We start from the raw sequence: 13804 nt of genomic DNA on the forward strand, positions 1-13804 counted from the left end.
AAACCCCACTCTGACCCCGGTTTTGACTCCCGCTCTTGATCCGGTTTTGCTTTCGAATCAGACCGCAGTCACGTGCAGCCGCACATCAACATTGCCGCGCGTGGCGTTGGAGTACGGGCAGATCTTGTGCGCGGCTTCGACCAGGCGCTGGGCGTCGGCTTGTTCCAGGCCCTTCACTTCAACGTGCAGGTCGATGTCCAGTGCGTAGCCGCCTTCGGCGGTCTGGCCGATGCCGACTTCCACCGAGGTGGCGGTGCCGGCGGGCTGCAACTGCAGCTGCTTGGCGGCGACTGGCAAGGCGTTGTCGAAGCAGGCGGCGTAGCCGAGGGCGAACAGCTGCTCGGGGTTTGCGCCTGCCTTATTGGAACCCGGCAGGGCCAGATCCAGGGCGAGACTGCCGTCGTCCAGTGCGGTACGGCCGGCGCGGCCGCCGGTGGCGGTGGCGCGGGTTTTGTAGAAAATCTTCATTGCCGATTCCTTGTAAGGGTGCGTTGGGTACGTCTGTGGAATGCAAATTCGGGAGCGTTGTTGATTGCATGTTTCCCGGGTGCGCTTCGCTTACCCGGGCTACGCGGCTCAGGCCAGTTGTGCGAGCAGAGCCTTGGCCACGGCTTCAGAACTGGCCGGGTTCTGGCCGGTGACGAGGTGGCCGTCGCTGAGCACGTAAGGCGCCCAATCCGGGCCCTTGCTGTAGTTGCCGCCCAAGCGGGTGAACTCGTCTTCGATCAGGAAGGGCACCACCGCGCTCAGGCCGACGGCGTCTTCTTCGCTGTTGGAGAAACCGGTGACCTTACGGCCAGCCACCAGCGGCTTGCCGTCGGCAGCGCGTGCGGCGATCAGCGCGCCGGGGGCATGGCAGACCAGACCCAGCGGCTTGTTGGCGCGATCAAAGGTTTCGATCAGGGCAATGGAGTCGGCATCGCGGGCCAGATCCCACAACGGGCCGTGGCCGCCGGGGTAGAACACCGCATCGAACCTGGCGGCGTCGATCTGCTTCAGTGGCAGCGTGGTGGCCAGCTGCTTCTGTGCATCGCGGTCGCTGCGGAAACGGTCGGTGGCCGGAGTCTGTGCATCGGGCTCATCGCTGCGCGGGTCCAGCGGCGGTTGGCCGCCGGCCGGCGATGCGAGGGTGATGGTGGCGCCGGCATCCTTGAACACGTAGTACGGGGCGGCGAATTCTTCCAGCCAGAAGCCGGTCTTGTGCCCGGTGTCGCCGAGCTGGTCGTGCGAGGTCAGTACGAACAGAACATTCATGGCATTGCCTTCATTTGGTGGGGGAAGAGGCTGCGACGGTGTTGCCGCACAACAGCAGGTGTTCGGTTGCTTCGCGTGCCTGTTGCAGCGGCAGGCGGTCCTGACTGAGCTTGGACAGCAGGGCCGCGCCCAACCACATCTGGTACAGCACGCGGGCGACATCCAGTGCGGGCTTGCCGTTCGGCAGCGAGCCGTCGGCGCAGCCTTCTTCGACCAATGCGGCGATACGTTGCAGCAGACGCTGCACGCCTTGGTCGAGCACGCGGCGCATGTCCTCGGAAAGGTCTGACACCTCGGCGGCCAGCTTCACCACCAGGCATTCCTCGGCCCAACCCTGCGCCGGATCGGCCGGGTCACGCGCCCATGCATCCCAGTAGCGCATCAGCCGTTCGCGACCATTGCCGGGTTCGGCCAGCAGCTGCTCGAGCTTGCACCCGTAGCCGTCTACGTACTGTTGCAGCAGCTCGCAGCCGAACACTTCCTTTGACGCGAAGTAGTGATAAAACGAGCCCTTGGGCACGGCGCAGGCCTTGAGGATTTCCTGCAGGCCGAGGGCGGCAAAGCCTTTCTGCAGGACCAACCGGTAGCCGGTGTCCAGGATGTGCTGGCGGGTGGCTTGGGCTTTTGGGGAGAGGTTCATGGGGTGGAGCTTACTCCGAATAGACCGGTCGTCTATTAATGAATGATTACCAGAGGAAGCAGGCGGGATGCAGCCATCCCTTCTCCCACATGCGGGGTTAAGAACAGGCGTTTACGGGCCGTAGGCACGTGACTGTTCGTACGCCCCGCGTGCTACGCGGGGCCGGGGCGCGGAGCGAGGTGCCCCGAAGGGGCGGATGAAGGGAGCTTTGGCTTTGGCTTTGGCTTTGGCTTTGGCTTTGGCTTTGGCTTCATCGCCTAAAGCCAGGCGCGGCTGGTTTATTCGCAGATCAACGATTGCTGCTTCGCTCTGCCCTCACCCCAACCCCTCTCCCGCAGGCGGGAGAGGGGCTCTTGTCGTCGCGGGTCTCAGGGACAGCCCCCAACTTCGCTCATTTCCTCGCAAGTTCTGCGCATCGCGCACGCGAGCTACTCTTGGCCAGGCTGCTGCAGGCGCCCCGAAGGTCTACCAAGACAGAACTGAAACACCGCACCACAGGCGGTCCCAGCAAAGCCCCAAATTTCAAACAAACGATTAAAACACTGCTAATTTCGCCGAACTGGACAGCATTCCCCGCTTCCCTCACACTGCCGCCCTTCCCCGCCGACCCTTGGCACATGGCAAAACTGCTGGTCCTTCACGGCCCCAACCTCAACCTGCTGGGCACCCGCGAGCCCGACGTCTACGGCCACACCACGCTGGCCCAGATCGACGCTGCGCTCGCCGCACAGGCACAGGCACAGGGGCACCAGAGCGAACACCTGCAGTCCAACGCCGAGCATGTGTTGGTAGACCGGGTGCAGGCTGCGCGCGCCGATGGAACCGCTTTCATCCTGATCAACCCCGCCGCCTTCACCCATACCTCGGTGGCCCTGCGCGACGCGCTGGCCGCGGTGGCGATTCCGTTCATCGAGATCCACCTGTCCAACCCGCATGCGCGCGAACCGTTCCGCCAGCACAGCTATCTGAGCGACAAAGCCGTCGGCGTGATCTGCGGCTTTGGCGCCGACAGCTACCGCTATGCGATGGACGCCGCCCTGGCCCGCGTGGGAGCGGCTGCGTGAACACGCTGCCGCGGTTGCTGACGGGTATGGCCGTGGTGTACCTGCCGCTGGCGGCTGCGCATGCGCAGAACCTGGATCGCGCTGCCGAAGGCATCGACTGCGCGAACGTCACCAGCACGATGGAGAGCGACCTGTGCGCCTCTGATCGCGCCACCGAGGCCGATGCGGTCTTGAACACCACGTACAAGCAGGCCCGCCGCCAGCTGCAGCAACAGGCCGCCGATGGCAGTTGCACGCATTGCGGCAATGCCGAGCAGCAGTTGATTGAGGCACAGCGTGCCTGGATCCAACTGCGCGACAAGGACTGCGACGCGGTCTACGCCTTCCACGCTGATGGCACCTCGCGCAATGGCGCGAAGATGCATTGCCTCACCACCCATGCGCAGGACCGTACCCGGCAGCTGCGCGATTTCTACGAACTTTGACCCGGGCGCACCGCGCCTACTCCTTACTGACTTACTGCAACCAAAGAGGCCCTCATGGATCTGCGCAAAATCAAGAAGCTCATCGACCTGCTGGAAGAGTCGAACCTGGCTGAAATCGAGATCAAGGAAGGCGAAGAGTCCGTACGCCTGTCGCGCAACCCGGTTGGCGGCTACGTCGCTGCCCCGGCACCGGTCTATGCCGCTGCCCCGGTTGCTGCTGCCCCGGCCATGCCGATGAGCGGCCCGACCGAAGCCTCCACCGGCGGCACCGCCAAGCCGGGCAACGCCCTGCCGGAAGGCCACGTGCAGCGCGCGCCGATGGTCGGCACCTTCTACTCCTCGTCCTCGCCGGACAAGCCGGCCTTCGTCAGCGTTGGCCAGACCGTCAAGGCCGGTGAAACCCTGGCCATCATCGAAGCGATGAAGATGTTCAACCCGATCGAGGCCGAAGTGTCCGGCACCGTGGTGGCCATCCTCGGCGAGAACGGCAGCCCGGTTGAATTCGACCAGCCGCTGTTCGTGATTGCCTGAGGCGCCGGCCATGCTGGATAAAGTCGTCATCGCCAACCGGGGTGAAATCGCGCTGCGTATCCTGCGCGCGTGCCACACCCTCGGCATCCGCACGGTCGCGGTGCATTCCACCGTTGACCGCAATCTCAAGCACGTGGCCATGGCCGACGAGTCGGTCTGTATTGGTCCGGCACCGTCGTCGGAAAGCTACCTCAACATCCCGGCGCTGATCGCCGCGGCCGAGGTCACCGACGCGCAGGCCATCCACCCGGGTTACGGCTTCCTGTCCGAGAACGCCGACTTCGCCGAGCGCGTGGAGCAGTCCGGTTTCATCTTCATCGGCCCGCGTGCGGAAACCATCCGCCTGATGGGCGACAAGGTGGAAGCCATCCGCGCGATGAAGGCTGCCGGCGTGCCGTGCGTGCCTGGTTCGGGCGGCCCGCTGGGCGAAGACATCGTCGCCAACACCAAGATCGCCCGTGAGATCGGTTACCCGGTCATCATCAAGGCCTCCGGTGGCGGTGGCGGCCGCGGCATGCGCGTTGTGCATGCCGAAGGCGCGTTGAAGGCCTCCATCGAGACCACCAAGTCCGAAGCCAAGGCGGCGTTCGGCAATGGTGAGGTCTACATGGAGAAGTACCTGGAAAACCCGCGTCACGTGGAAATCCAGGTGCTGGCCGACGGCCAGGGCAACGCCATCCACCTGGGTGAGCGCGACTGCTCGATGCAGCGCCGCCACCAGAAGGTGGTGGAAGAAGCACCGGCACCGGGCATCACCTCCGAACTGCGCGAGCAGATCGGCAAGGTCTGCGTGGAAGCCTGTGTGCGCATCGGTTACCGCGGCGCCGGCACCTTCGAATTCCTGTTCGAAGACGGCAAGTTCTACTTCATCGAAATGAACACCCGCGTGCAGGTGGAGCATCCGGTGACCGAGATGGTGACCGGTATCGATCTGGTTGCTGAGCAGCTGCGCATTGCCTCCGGCCAGAAGCTGACCATCAAGCAGAGCGACGTGGTGCTGCATGGCCACGCGATCGAATGCCGCATCAACGCCGAGGACGCGGAGACCTTCATTCCCAGCCCCGGCCTGATCACCGGCTTCTATCCGCCGGGTGGCCCGGGTGTGCGCGTTGATACGCACATCTACGCCGGCTACAAGGTGCCGCCGAACTACGACTCGATGATCGGCAAGCTGATCGTGCACGGCCCGGACCGCGAGACCGCCATTGCCCGCATGCGGGTGGCGCTGAGCGAGATGGTGGTGGACGGCATCAAGACCAACGTCGCGTTGCAGCAGCGCATCATGCGCGACCAGGGTTTCCAGGCCGGTGGACAGAACATCCACTATCTGGAAAAGCGTCTGGCCGAGCGCAAGACCCGCTCGATCGCGTTGACCTGATTGACGGCAGCACCGGTAGTGCCGAGCCATGCTCGGCAGAGGCTTTACCGGTAATGCCCCAGCCCTCACCCCAACCCCTCTCCCGTAAACGGGAGAGGGGCTCGCAGTGCCGAGCATGGCTCGGCACAACAGAACCGAACAGGCACAAAAAAGGCCGGGATTCCCGCCTTTTTTGTGCCAGATGGAAACGCCGGCTTACTCGGCGTCCACCACGCTGCCCTTGAGCGGCTCGGTGCCCAGCGGCGAGGACGGATCAACCACCGTCACCGTCTCCACCGAACCATCTGGCCATACGATCTGGAAGCTGCTGCCCGGCTGCAAGGTGTTGAACGGCATGCCGCTCTGCGCGCGGTACACCGCTGCCGCCTGGGTGGCGCCGGCACGACGCAGATCTGCATCGGACTTGACACTGGTCAGCTTGATCTTGGACAGCGATCGGTAGCGGTCTTCGTAGGTATCGATCAGCACCACGCCGACCGCGCCAGCCGAATAGGCCACGAACAACACCACCCAGATCCAGAACTTCGCCCCGTGCATGAAACGTCGGTAATTCATTTCACACCTCGTCGCGCTTTGCGCAAGCTGTTGACCATCTCGTCCATCTTTTCCACACCCTGCCGCGGTACTGCAGCGTCGTACACGAATGACTGAAAATCCTGCTGTGGATCACGCGAACAAATCCCGCCATTGGCGCAATAGGCCGTCAACAGCGCGCTGCCCGGGCCGCATGCCAAACCAAGCTGGCAGGCAGCAACCTGCCAGGCCAATTGACTGAACTGACTACCTGCAACCATGCCCCTGTAAGCATCATCACCAGCGGCCGAGGTACCCATCGCACCGGAAATTGCCAAGAAGGCTTCCGGGTCCTGCGAGGACTGCACCCGTTCTACCAGCTCACGCCGGTATTCGGGGGTCTCTTTCAGGGGTTCACCCATCGACAACAAAGCTGCCTCGGCTGCGAGATTGCCTGCCTTCGCCGAGGCCAAGCGTTCTTGCAGCAGGCGCGCGCGGCCCAGTCCATCGGCAGCGGTAAAACCCGCGCAGCCCTGGCGCACCTTGCCGCGCGCGGCCAGCATCGCGGAAATGGCATCCAGGTCCATGCGCTGCAATGCGGCGCTGTCCAGCGCGTAGCCCGACGGGTCCATCGCGAACACGCCGCAGTAATCGTAGATGCGGCTGGCCATCCAGCCGGCCTCGGCATTACCCGCATCCGCAGCAGCCTGCAGCTGCCGGGCATAGGCAAACAGATCGCTGCCGTTTTCAAAGGCGGCGCGCAGGTCCAGCGGCAAACCCACCGCCACGGCGGTGGATTGCTCAGGCGCCGCGGTAGCGCCACTCAAGGTCGGCGCGCCAATTTCGACGGGACTGGCGCCACTGGCTGCAGCAACTTCCGCCGTGTCCCCATGCAGGAGGTTGCCACTACGAACACCCAACGCAACCATCAGCACTGCCGCAGGCAGCACCAATAGATACCAGGGTTTTTTGGCCAGCAACGCGAGCATGGAAAGGCGAGAGCCTGTTACCCAGTTAGAGGGCGTTAATTCTATCAATAACTTGTCGACGCGGCGGCTGAACCAGCCAGCTGAACGCGCAATTGGGGCCAGCCTCGTCTAGGATGCGTGCCCTGTCCCGCCGTTGCCTTACGCCGCCATGCCCTTCCTCGAATTGACCCTGCGCTGCACCGAAGCCACCCAGCCCCGTTACGAGAACGCCCTCGATGACGTCGGCGCATTGGCGGTGACCATGCTCGATGCCGACGCTGACACCAGCAACGAGCGCGCGATTCTGGAGCCGGGCGTGGGCGAAACCCCGCTGTGGAACGAGCTGACCCTGACCGCACTGTTCCCGGCCGATACCAATGCGCTGGCGCTGCTGGCTGCGCTGGAGTCCTTCGACCCGGGCCTGGAGTGGACCAAAGCCAGCTTCCGCGCCGTGCAGGACGAAGACTGGGAGCGCGCCTGGCTGGACCAGTTCCAGCCGATGCAGTTCGGCCAGCGCACCTGGATCGTGCCGTGGAACCATGAGTTGCCGGAAGCCGCGCAGGCTGCAGATGCCGCCATCGTACGGCTGGACCCGGGTCTGGCGTTCGGCTCGGGTACCCACCCGACCACCGCGCTGTGCCTGCGTTGGCTGGACCAGCTCTCGGCCGAGGGCAAGCTGGCCGGCAACACCGTGCTGGATTTCGGTTGCGGCTCGGGCATCCTCGCCCTGGCCGCGCTGAAGCTGGGCGCAGCAGCCGCCGTGGGCGTGGACAACGACCCGCAGGCGCTGATTGCCACCCACGACAATGGCGAGCGCAATGGCGTGCATATCGCCGCCTACCTGCCGCAGGACGAGCCGGTTGCCACCTATCCGGTAGTGGTCGCCAACATCCTGGCCTCGGCGCTGGACGCTCTGGCCGAGTTGCTGGCCGCACGCGTCGCAGCGGGCGGGCAGATTGCCCTGTCCGGCATCCTGCACGGCCAGGAAGACGAGCTCCTGGAACGCTATGCGGCCTGGTTCGACCAGCTTGAAGCCACCCAGGATGGCGATTGGATGCGCATCACCGGCGTGCGCCGTGCTTGAATGGGGCCAGTGCCTCGGCCTGCCCTTCCATGACTGAAAAAACCAAGCCTGCCCGCCCCTCCTTGGCCACCTTCCTGAAAGGTCCGGCCAATGCTGCCAAGCCCGCCGCACCGGAAAGCGCTCCGGCCGCAACAGCGAGCGATGACACGCAAGCGACACTCGCGCTTGATCTGCTGTTGCCCGCGGATCAACCGGAATTGATGCAGCCTGACGTCGAGCGGGCTGCAGGCGAGCGACCAGTAGTCGAGCAGGCCGAAGCGGCGCACGTTGAAGCGTCGCAGCCCGGGCTCGTCACAGCGGAGACCGCCGCCATCAGCGACAGCGCCGTCATCGAGGACGCAGAGCAGGCTGAAGACGACGCATCACCGGCTGCGGCCGCGCCCAGCTTCGCGCGCGAAAGCCGCGCATCCACTGCACCAGCAGCCGACACCCCGCGCTGGCAATGGGGCCTGGTACTGGCGCTGGCGCTACTGCTCGGCCTGCAGATCATTCTTGCCGACCGCGCCAGACTGGCCGCCGATGCAGGCACCCGCCCATTGGTCAGCGGCCTGTGCACGGTGCTGCGCTGCTCACTGCCGGCGTGGCATGAGCCCAGCGCGTTCAGCATGCTCAGCCGCGATATCCGCCCGGTTCCCGGGCAGGCCGGCGCCCTGCAGGTGCAGACAAGTTTCCGCAATGACGCCCGCTGGGCGCAGGCTTGGCCGGCGCTGCGCTTGTCGCTGTCCGATGCCGACGGCCGGGTGATCGGCCGGCGTACCCTGCAGCCGGCCGAATACCTGGGCCCAGGCGCTGACCTGCTGGCGCGATTGGAGCCTGGGCAGAGTGCGCAGGTGTCGTTCCGGCTGCGCGAACCGGCCGCTGCCACCGTCGCCTTCAGCTTCGAATTTCAGTAACCGCGGGACAATGGCGTGGCAGGCCGACGGCCCACGCGCTAGACTCCCTCCCCCATGCCGGGCCAACGCGCCCGACTTTGCTGAACCCGGGAATTTCCTTGAACGCTGCCCCCACCCGTCCTGACACCAGTCGTGGCGCTCCGAAGCCGCCGCTTCGCGAACACGTTGCCCAGTCCGTACGGCGCTACCTGCGCGATCTGGACGGCTGCGACGCCGACGACGTGTATGAGATCGTGCTGCGCGAGATGGAAATCCCGTTGTTCGTGGAAGTGTTGAACCACTGCGAAGGCAACCAGAGCCGCGCAGCAGCCCTGCTCGGCATCCACCGCGCCACCCTGCGCAAGAAGCTGAAGGAATACGGGCTGGCGTAAGCCCCGGGCTGTCTGTGGTGCCGAGCCATGCTCGGCAGAAGCGTTACCGGTAGTCCCCGCCGTCGTACATTGCTGGGAAGGCCCCTTGCCGAGCATGGCTCGGCACTACATTGCATTGCTTGGAAGGCCTCTGCCGAGCATGGCTCGGCACTACACCCTGCTTCTGTGTGACCGCGCGGCTACAATATGGGCCCGCTTCCGCTTCCCCCTGCCTCCCCATGTCTTCTGATCTGCTGCCCGTACGCCGGGCTCTGCTGTCCGTTTCCGACAAGACCGGCCTGATCGATCTGGCCCGTGCCCTGGCTGCCCGCAACGTCGAGCTGCTGTCCACCGGCGGCACCGCCAAGGCGATCCGCGAGGCCGGCCTGCCGGTCAAGGACGTGTCCGATGTCACCGGCTTCCCGGAGATGATGGACGGCCGGGTCAAGACCCTGCATCCGATGGTGCACGGCGGCCTGCTCGGCCGCGCCGGTACCGATGATGCGGTGATGGCAGAGCACGGCATCGCGCCGATCGATCTGCTGGTACTGAATCTGTATCCGTTCGAGTCGGTCACCGCCAAGGCCGACTGCACCCTCGCCGACGCGGTGGAAAACATCGACATCGGCGGCCCAGCGATGCTGCGCAGCGCCGCCAAGAACTTCGCCCGCGTCGCCGTGGCGACCAGCCCGGACCAGTACGATGCACTGTTGGCCGAACTGGCCAACAACGACGGCAAACTGTCCGCCGCCAAGCGTTTCGAACTGTCGGTGGCCGCGTTCAACCGCGTCGCCCAGTACGACGCGGCGATCAGCAACTACCTGTCGGCCGTCACCGACACCAGCGCCGCTGTGCCGGTGCGCAATGAATACCCTGCGCAGATGAATTCTTCTTTCATCAAGGTCATGGACCTGCGTTACGGCGAGAACCCGCACCAGAGCGGCGTGTTCTACCGCGACCTGTATCCGGTGCCGGGCACCCTGGCTACCTTCGTGCAGCTGCAGGGCAAGGAACTGAGCTACAACAACCTGGCCGATGCCGATGCCGCATGGGAGTGCGTGCGTCAGTTCGAGGTGCCGGCCTGCGTCATCGTCAAGCACGCCAATCCGTGTGGTGTAGCCGTGGCTGCCGATGTCGGCGCCGCTTACGAGATGGCCTACAACACCGACCCGACCAGCGCATTCGGCGGCATCCTCGCCTTCAACCGCACGCTGGACCTGGCCTCCGCCAAGGCCATCCTCGACCGCCAGTTCGTTGAAGTGCTGATCGCACCGGACTACGAACCGGCCGCATTGGAATACGCCACCAAGAAGGCCAACGTGCGCGTGCTGCGCATTCCGGCCGGTGATGCACGCAACAACTACGACACCAAGCGCATTGGCTCGGGCCTGCTGATCCAGAGCGCCGACAACCGCGGCATGAGCGCTGACGAACTGAAGACCGTCACCCAGCGCGCGCCAACTGCGGCTGAAACGCGCGACCTGCTGTTCGCCTGGCGCGTGGCCAAGTACGTCAAGTCCAACGCGATTGTCTACGCCAGGGACGAGCGCACCATTGGCGTTGGCGCCGGCCAGATGAGCCGCGTTTACTCGGCACGTATTGCCGGCATCAAGGCTGCTGATGCGGGGCTGGTTGTGCCGGGCTCAGTGATGGCATCGGATGCGTTCTTCCCGTTCCGTGATGGCCTTGATGCAGCAGCCGAGGCCGGCATCACCGCGGTGATCCAGCCGGGCGGCTCGATGCGTGACAACGAAGTAATCGCCGCCGCCGACGAACATGGCATCGCCATGGTGTTCACCGGCGTGCGCCACTTCCGTCACTGATTCCATCACCGAGAGCTGGCACATGGCGACCAGGGTTTTCCCGCGTTTGATTTCCCTGCTCGCCGTCGTCCTGCTGGCTTCGTGCCAGCAGGGCACGCCCGCACAGAGCGACGCTCCAGCAGCAAAACCCAAACTCAGCTACGAGGCTGGGGTGATGGCGGTACTGCAGGAGCGCTACGGCAGCGCTGTGCAGTTGCAGGGGCAGTGGGCACAGCAACTGAGTGATGCAGATCTGGGTCAGGCGCGGCCGGTACATCGCGATATCTGTGCCGACCACGGCATCAGCGTGCAGAGCGGCAACTACCGCATGCTGGCGATCTGCACCAGCTACGACGACGCCAGCCCGATTGAACTGGGCAGCACCGATTTCGTCGTCCTGCGCCGCGCCGCCGATGACGGCGTCAGCATCGCCGCCGAACTGCTCGGCCAGGGCAGCGGCACCGGCGGCAAGCCGGGCGGCGTCACCACGCTGCAGATGGGCGCAAACGTCTGGGGTTTCCAGGTCGACGACGAACTGGTGGTGGTTGGCGCAGCAATGCGCAACCGCGCCTGGTATCTGTTCGATGGCAACGACAAACTGGCCAGCGCGGGCTGGCTGCGCAGCCATCTGGATGATCGCAACGCCATTGACTGCAATGCCTCCGGCAACTGCTCGCACGGGCGCCTGGATCTGAACTTCGATGCAGTCCCGGATGACAGTCAAGCGCAGCTCGCCTACTGGCCGCTGCGCGTGCAGGAGAAAGGTCGGGGCTGTGCCGGTACGGTGAACAAGCGCCATGACATCGCCTATGACGATGCGCAATCGCGCTATCTGATTCCTCCCACCATGCAGCTTGAGGCTTGCAACTGATGCGTAGCGCCCTCCTCGCCGTCACCACCGGACTTTGCCTCGCTCTGCTTTCTGGCTGTACAAGCAGCAAACTCACAGACGCCCAGCACACCGCACTTGCCACACTCAGCAAGGAATTGCCGACGCCTTACCGCGATGGATTGATCATTGCCTCGGCACATCGCCATGACGATGACATCGTGTTCGTGGTGAGTTTCCCCGATGCAACTGTCGCCATGGCCAAAGCCAAGCCCGACGTATTCGACGCGCTGCGTCGTGATGAAAGCGAGGCCATCACCGAACTGTGCAAGGCACCGGCATTTCAGCCGGTCTATGCCGCTGGCGGCGGTGCGCGTCGACGTTTTGTGGATGCCAATGGCGCGGTCTTCTTCGAAGTCACGCTGAAAGCCTCCGATTGCCTCCCCCATTGATGCCCCACAGGAACTGACCCCATGAAAATCCTCGTCATCGGCTCTGGCGGCCGCGAACACGCACTTGCCTGGAAGCTGGCGCAATCGCCGCGCGTAAGCGAAGTGATCGTCGCCCCCGGCAATGCTGGCAGCGCCACCGAAGGCAAGTGCCGCAATGTCGCAGTCAAGGTCAACGACATCGATGGCCTGCTGAAGCTGGCACAGGACGAGGCCGTGGGCCTGACCGTGGTTGGCCCGGAAGTGCCGCTGGTGCTGGGGGTGGTGGATCGCTTCCGCGAAGCCGGCCTGCGCATCTTTGGGCCGACCGCCGCTGCCGCGCAGCTGGAAGGCAGCAAGGCCTTCGCCAAGGATTTCCTTGCACGTCACGGCATTCCCACCGCGTACTACGCCGTGCATACCGAGGTGGATTCCGCGCTGGCCTACCTGCATGAAAAGGGCGCGCCCATCGTGATCAAGGCCGACGGGCTTGCTGCCGGCAAGGGTGTGATCGTGGCGATGACCATGGAAGAAGCCGAGGCTGCCGTGCACGACATGCTCAGCGGCAATGCGTTTGGCGATGCCGGCGCACGCGTGGTAATCGAGGAATTCCTCGAAGGCGAAGAAGCCAGCTTCATCTCGATGGTCGATGGCCGCATCGCACTGCCGATGGCCACCAGCCAGGACCACAAGCGTGTCGGCGATGGTGACACCGGCCCCAACACCGGCGGCATGGGCGCTTACTCACCGGCACCGGTGGTAACGCCAGAAGTACATGCACGGGTCATGCGCGAAGTAGTGGAACCGACCGTGGCCGGCATGATTGCCGATGGCGTGCCGTTCACCGGCTTCCTGTATGCCGGTTTGATGATTGATGAGGCTGGTGCGCCGAAGGTGATCGAGTTCAACGTGCGCTTCGGTGACCCGGAAACCCAGCCGGTGATGCTGCGCCTGCAGTCGGATCTGGTTGATCTGGTTGAAGCGGCGATTGATGGCGCGCTGGCAGGTGTGGAAGCGCAGTGGGACCCGCGTCCGTCGCTGGGTGTGGTGCTTGCTGCCAAGCCTTACCCGGAAACGCCGATCGTCGGTGACGTGATCAGTGGCCTGGCTGACGTGCCGGCCAGCGCCAAGGTATTCCACGCGGGCACCGCGCTGGATGCTGACGGCAATGTGATCAGTGCCGGCGGCCGTGTGCTGTGTGTTGCTGCATTGGGCGACAGCGTTGGCGATGCGCAGAAGCATGCGTATGCAGGTGTAGCCAAGATTCACTGGGCCAATGAGTTCCATCGCAACGATATTGGCTGGCGCGCGATTGCGCGCGAGCAGCAGTAAGCGAAGCGAAGCGAAACGGTAGTGCCGAGCCATGCTCGGCAAGGGGCTTTATCGGTAATGCCGCAGAGCTACCCCTCCCCAACCCTCCCCTGCACTTCGTGCAAGGGAGGGAGCGTAGTGCCGAGCCATGCTCGGCAGAGGCTTTATCGGGAAGGCCTCAGCGTAGTGCCGAGCCATGCTCGGCAGGGGCTCTACCGGTAATGCCCCAGCCGAGCATGGCTTGTATGTTCCTCCCGGCTCCTACGAGGTATGTAAGAGCTAGGGTGGAGGGACCGTCAACATGATATCTGCGGGTACCAGCCGACAGACGAGC

The 13804-nt window shown here is 64.4% G+C and carries 16 protein-coding genes; 11 read left to right on the forward strand and 5 right to left on the reverse strand.

Translation table 11 applies throughout. The features are described 5' to 3' along the window. Positions 1 to 57: 57 nt before the first annotated feature. The 3 genes from ACVOLR_RS18815 to ACVOLR_RS18825 all read right to left on the reverse strand — a co-directional run bounded on the left by ACVOLR_RS18815 (position 58) and on the right by ACVOLR_RS18825 (position 1894). On the reverse strand, positions 58 to 468 hold the full coding sequence (locus tag ACVOLR_RS18815; RefSeq protein ID WP_481537789.1) for an organic hydroperoxide resistance protein: 411 nt from the start codon (positions 466 to 468) through the stop codon (positions 58 to 60). 108 nt (positions 469 to 576) lie between these two features. Then, entirely contained in the window at positions 577 to 1254 is a 678-nt protein-coding gene (locus ACVOLR_RS18820) for a type 1 glutamine amidotransferase domain-containing protein (protein WP_481537790.1), read from the reverse strand. A gap of 10 nt (positions 1255 to 1264) precedes the next feature. Beyond that, positions 1265 to 1894, reverse strand: a complete 630-nt coding sequence (locus ACVOLR_RS18825) for a TetR/AcrR family transcriptional regulator (RefSeq protein ID WP_481537791.1) — start codon at positions 1892 to 1894, stop codon at positions 1265 to 1267. Positions 1895 to 2511: 617 nt separating this feature from the next. Here ACVOLR_RS18825 and aroQ point away from each other — a divergent pair. From aroQ to accC, 4 genes are read left to right on the forward strand one after another with little or no spacing between them, the layout of a single operon-like run. Beyond that, positions 2512 to 2958 carry a type II 3-dehydroquinate dehydratase gene (gene aroQ / locus ACVOLR_RS18830; protein ID WP_481510612.1) on the forward strand — a complete coding sequence of 149 codons (447 nt, stop codon included), beginning with the start codon at positions 2512 to 2514 and terminating at the stop codon, positions 2956 to 2958. Beyond that, a complete protein-coding gene (locus ACVOLR_RS18835) occupies positions 2955 to 3383 on the forward strand; it encodes a lysozyme inhibitor LprI family protein (protein WP_481537792.1) in 429 nt (142 codons plus the stop codon). The genes aroQ and ACVOLR_RS18835 overlap by 4 nt, the downstream gene beginning before the upstream one ends. A 54-nt stretch (positions 3384 to 3437) precedes the next feature. Then, on the forward strand, positions 3438 to 3914 hold the full coding sequence (gene accB, locus ACVOLR_RS18840; RefSeq protein ID WP_481537793.1) for an acetyl-CoA carboxylase biotin carboxyl carrier protein: 477 nt from the start codon (positions 3438 to 3440) through the stop codon (positions 3912 to 3914). Between the two features lie 10 nt (positions 3915 to 3924). Then, positions 3925 to 5292, forward strand: coding sequence for an acetyl-CoA carboxylase biotin carboxylase subunit (gene accC, locus ACVOLR_RS18845; RefSeq protein WP_481537794.1), 1368 nt, complete (start codon positions 3925 to 3927; stop codon positions 5290 to 5292). A 195-nt stretch (positions 5293 to 5487) separates the two neighbouring features. On the opposite strand, the gene ACVOLR_RS18850 is transcribed toward accC, so the two are convergent. Next, positions 5488 to 5847 carry a hypothetical protein gene (locus tag ACVOLR_RS18850; RefSeq protein WP_481537795.1) on the reverse strand — a complete coding sequence of 120 codons (360 nt, stop codon included), beginning with the start codon at positions 5845 to 5847 and terminating at the stop codon, positions 5488 to 5490. Continuing rightward, entirely contained in the window at positions 5844 to 6794 is a 951-nt protein-coding gene (locus ACVOLR_RS18855; RefSeq protein ID WP_481537796.1) for a hypothetical protein, read from the reverse strand. The genes ACVOLR_RS18850 and ACVOLR_RS18855 overlap by 4 nt, the downstream gene beginning before the upstream one ends. A 148-nt stretch (positions 6795 to 6942) precedes the next feature. On the opposite strand from ACVOLR_RS18855, the gene prmA reads away from it, so the two are divergent. The 7 genes from prmA (at position 6943) to purD (ending at position 13491) form a co-directional block, all read left to right on the forward strand. Beyond that, complete coding sequence (gene prmA / locus ACVOLR_RS18860) at positions 6943 to 7857, forward strand: 50S ribosomal protein L11 methyltransferase (protein WP_481537797.1); 915 nt, start codon at positions 6943 to 6945, stop codon at positions 7855 to 7857. A gap of 29 nt (positions 7858 to 7886) precedes the next feature. After that, positions 7887 to 8750, forward strand: coding sequence for a DUF3426 domain-containing protein (locus tag ACVOLR_RS18865; RefSeq protein ID WP_481537798.1), 864 nt, complete (start codon positions 7887 to 7889; stop codon positions 8748 to 8750). Positions 8751 to 8848: 98 nt separating this feature from the next. Next, complete coding sequence (gene fis, locus ACVOLR_RS18870) at positions 8849 to 9121, forward strand: DNA-binding transcriptional regulator Fis (protein ID WP_057626401.1); 273 nt, start codon at positions 8849 to 8851, stop codon at positions 9119 to 9121. Between the two features lie 218 nt (positions 9122 to 9339). Continuing rightward, complete coding sequence (gene purH, locus ACVOLR_RS18875; RefSeq protein WP_481537799.1) at positions 9340 to 10923, forward strand: bifunctional phosphoribosylaminoimidazolecarboxamide formyltransferase/IMP cyclohydrolase; 1584 nt, start codon at positions 9340 to 9342, stop codon at positions 10921 to 10923. A 22-nt stretch (positions 10924 to 10945) separates the two neighbouring features. Next, a complete protein-coding gene (locus ACVOLR_RS18880) occupies positions 10946 to 11773 on the forward strand; it encodes a hypothetical protein (protein ID WP_481537800.1) in 828 nt (275 codons plus the stop codon). Beyond that, on the forward strand, positions 11764 to 12183 hold the full coding sequence (locus tag ACVOLR_RS18885) for a hypothetical protein (protein ID WP_481537801.1): 420 nt from the start codon (positions 11764 to 11766) through the stop codon (positions 12181 to 12183). Before ACVOLR_RS18880 ends, ACVOLR_RS18885 begins: the two co-directional genes overlap by 10 nt. A gap of 21 nt (positions 12184 to 12204) precedes the next feature. Then, the gene (gene purD, locus ACVOLR_RS18890; protein ID WP_481537802.1) at positions 12205 to 13491 is read left to right on the forward strand and encodes a phosphoribosylamine--glycine ligase; all 1287 of its coding nucleotides are present in this window, start codon (positions 12205 to 12207) and stop codon (positions 13489 to 13491) included. Positions 13492 to 13804: the final 313 nt, after the last annotated feature.

It is taken from the genome of Stenotrophomonas sp. STEN030, assembly GCF_056759995.1.

Excerpts from the sequence above, each read along its gene's own strand:
- ACVOLR_RS18815 (WP_481537789.1), bottom strand. The coding sequence starts at position 468 with ATGAAGATTTTCTACAAAACCCGCGCCACCGCCACCGGCGGCCGCGCC.
- ACVOLR_RS18820 (WP_481537790.1), bottom strand. The coding sequence starts at position 1,254 with ATGAATGTTCTGTTCGTACTGACCTCGCACGACCAGCTCGGCGACACC.
- ACVOLR_RS18825 (WP_481537791.1), bottom strand. The coding sequence starts at position 1,894 with ATGAACCTCTCCCCAAAAGCCCAAGCCACCCGCCAGCACATCCTGGAC.
- aroQ (WP_481510612.1), top strand. The coding sequence starts at position 2,512 with ATGGCAAAACTGCTGGTCCTTCACGGCCCCAACCTCAACCTGCTGGGC.
- accB (WP_481537793.1), top strand. The coding sequence starts at position 3,438 with ATGGATCTGCGCAAAATCAAGAAGCTCATCGACCTGCTGGAAGAGTCG.
- accC (WP_481537794.1), top strand. The coding sequence starts at position 3,925 with ATGCTGGATAAAGTCGTCATCGCCAACCGGGGTGAAATCGCGCTGCGT.
- ACVOLR_RS18850 (WP_481537795.1), bottom strand. The coding sequence starts at position 5,847 with ATGAATTACCGACGTTTCATGCACGGGGCGAAGTTCTGGATCTGGGTG.
- ACVOLR_RS18855 (WP_481537796.1), bottom strand. The coding sequence starts at position 6,794 with ATGCTCGCGTTGCTGGCCAAAAAACCCTGGTATCTATTGGTGCTGCCT.
- prmA (WP_481537797.1), top strand. The coding sequence starts at position 6,943 with ATGCCCTTCCTCGAATTGACCCTGCGCTGCACCGAAGCCACCCAGCCC.
- ACVOLR_RS18865 (WP_481537798.1), top strand. The coding sequence starts at position 7,887 with ATGACTGAAAAAACCAAGCCTGCCCGCCCCTCCTTGGCCACCTTCCTG.
- purH (WP_481537799.1), top strand. The coding sequence starts at position 9,340 with ATGTCTTCTGATCTGCTGCCCGTACGCCGGGCTCTGCTGTCCGTTTCC.
- ACVOLR_RS18880 (WP_481537800.1), top strand. The coding sequence starts at position 10,946 with ATGGCGACCAGGGTTTTCCCGCGTTTGATTTCCCTGCTCGCCGTCGTC.
- purD (WP_481537802.1), top strand. The coding sequence starts at position 12,205 with ATGAAAATCCTCGTCATCGGCTCTGGCGGCCGCGAACACGCACTTGCC.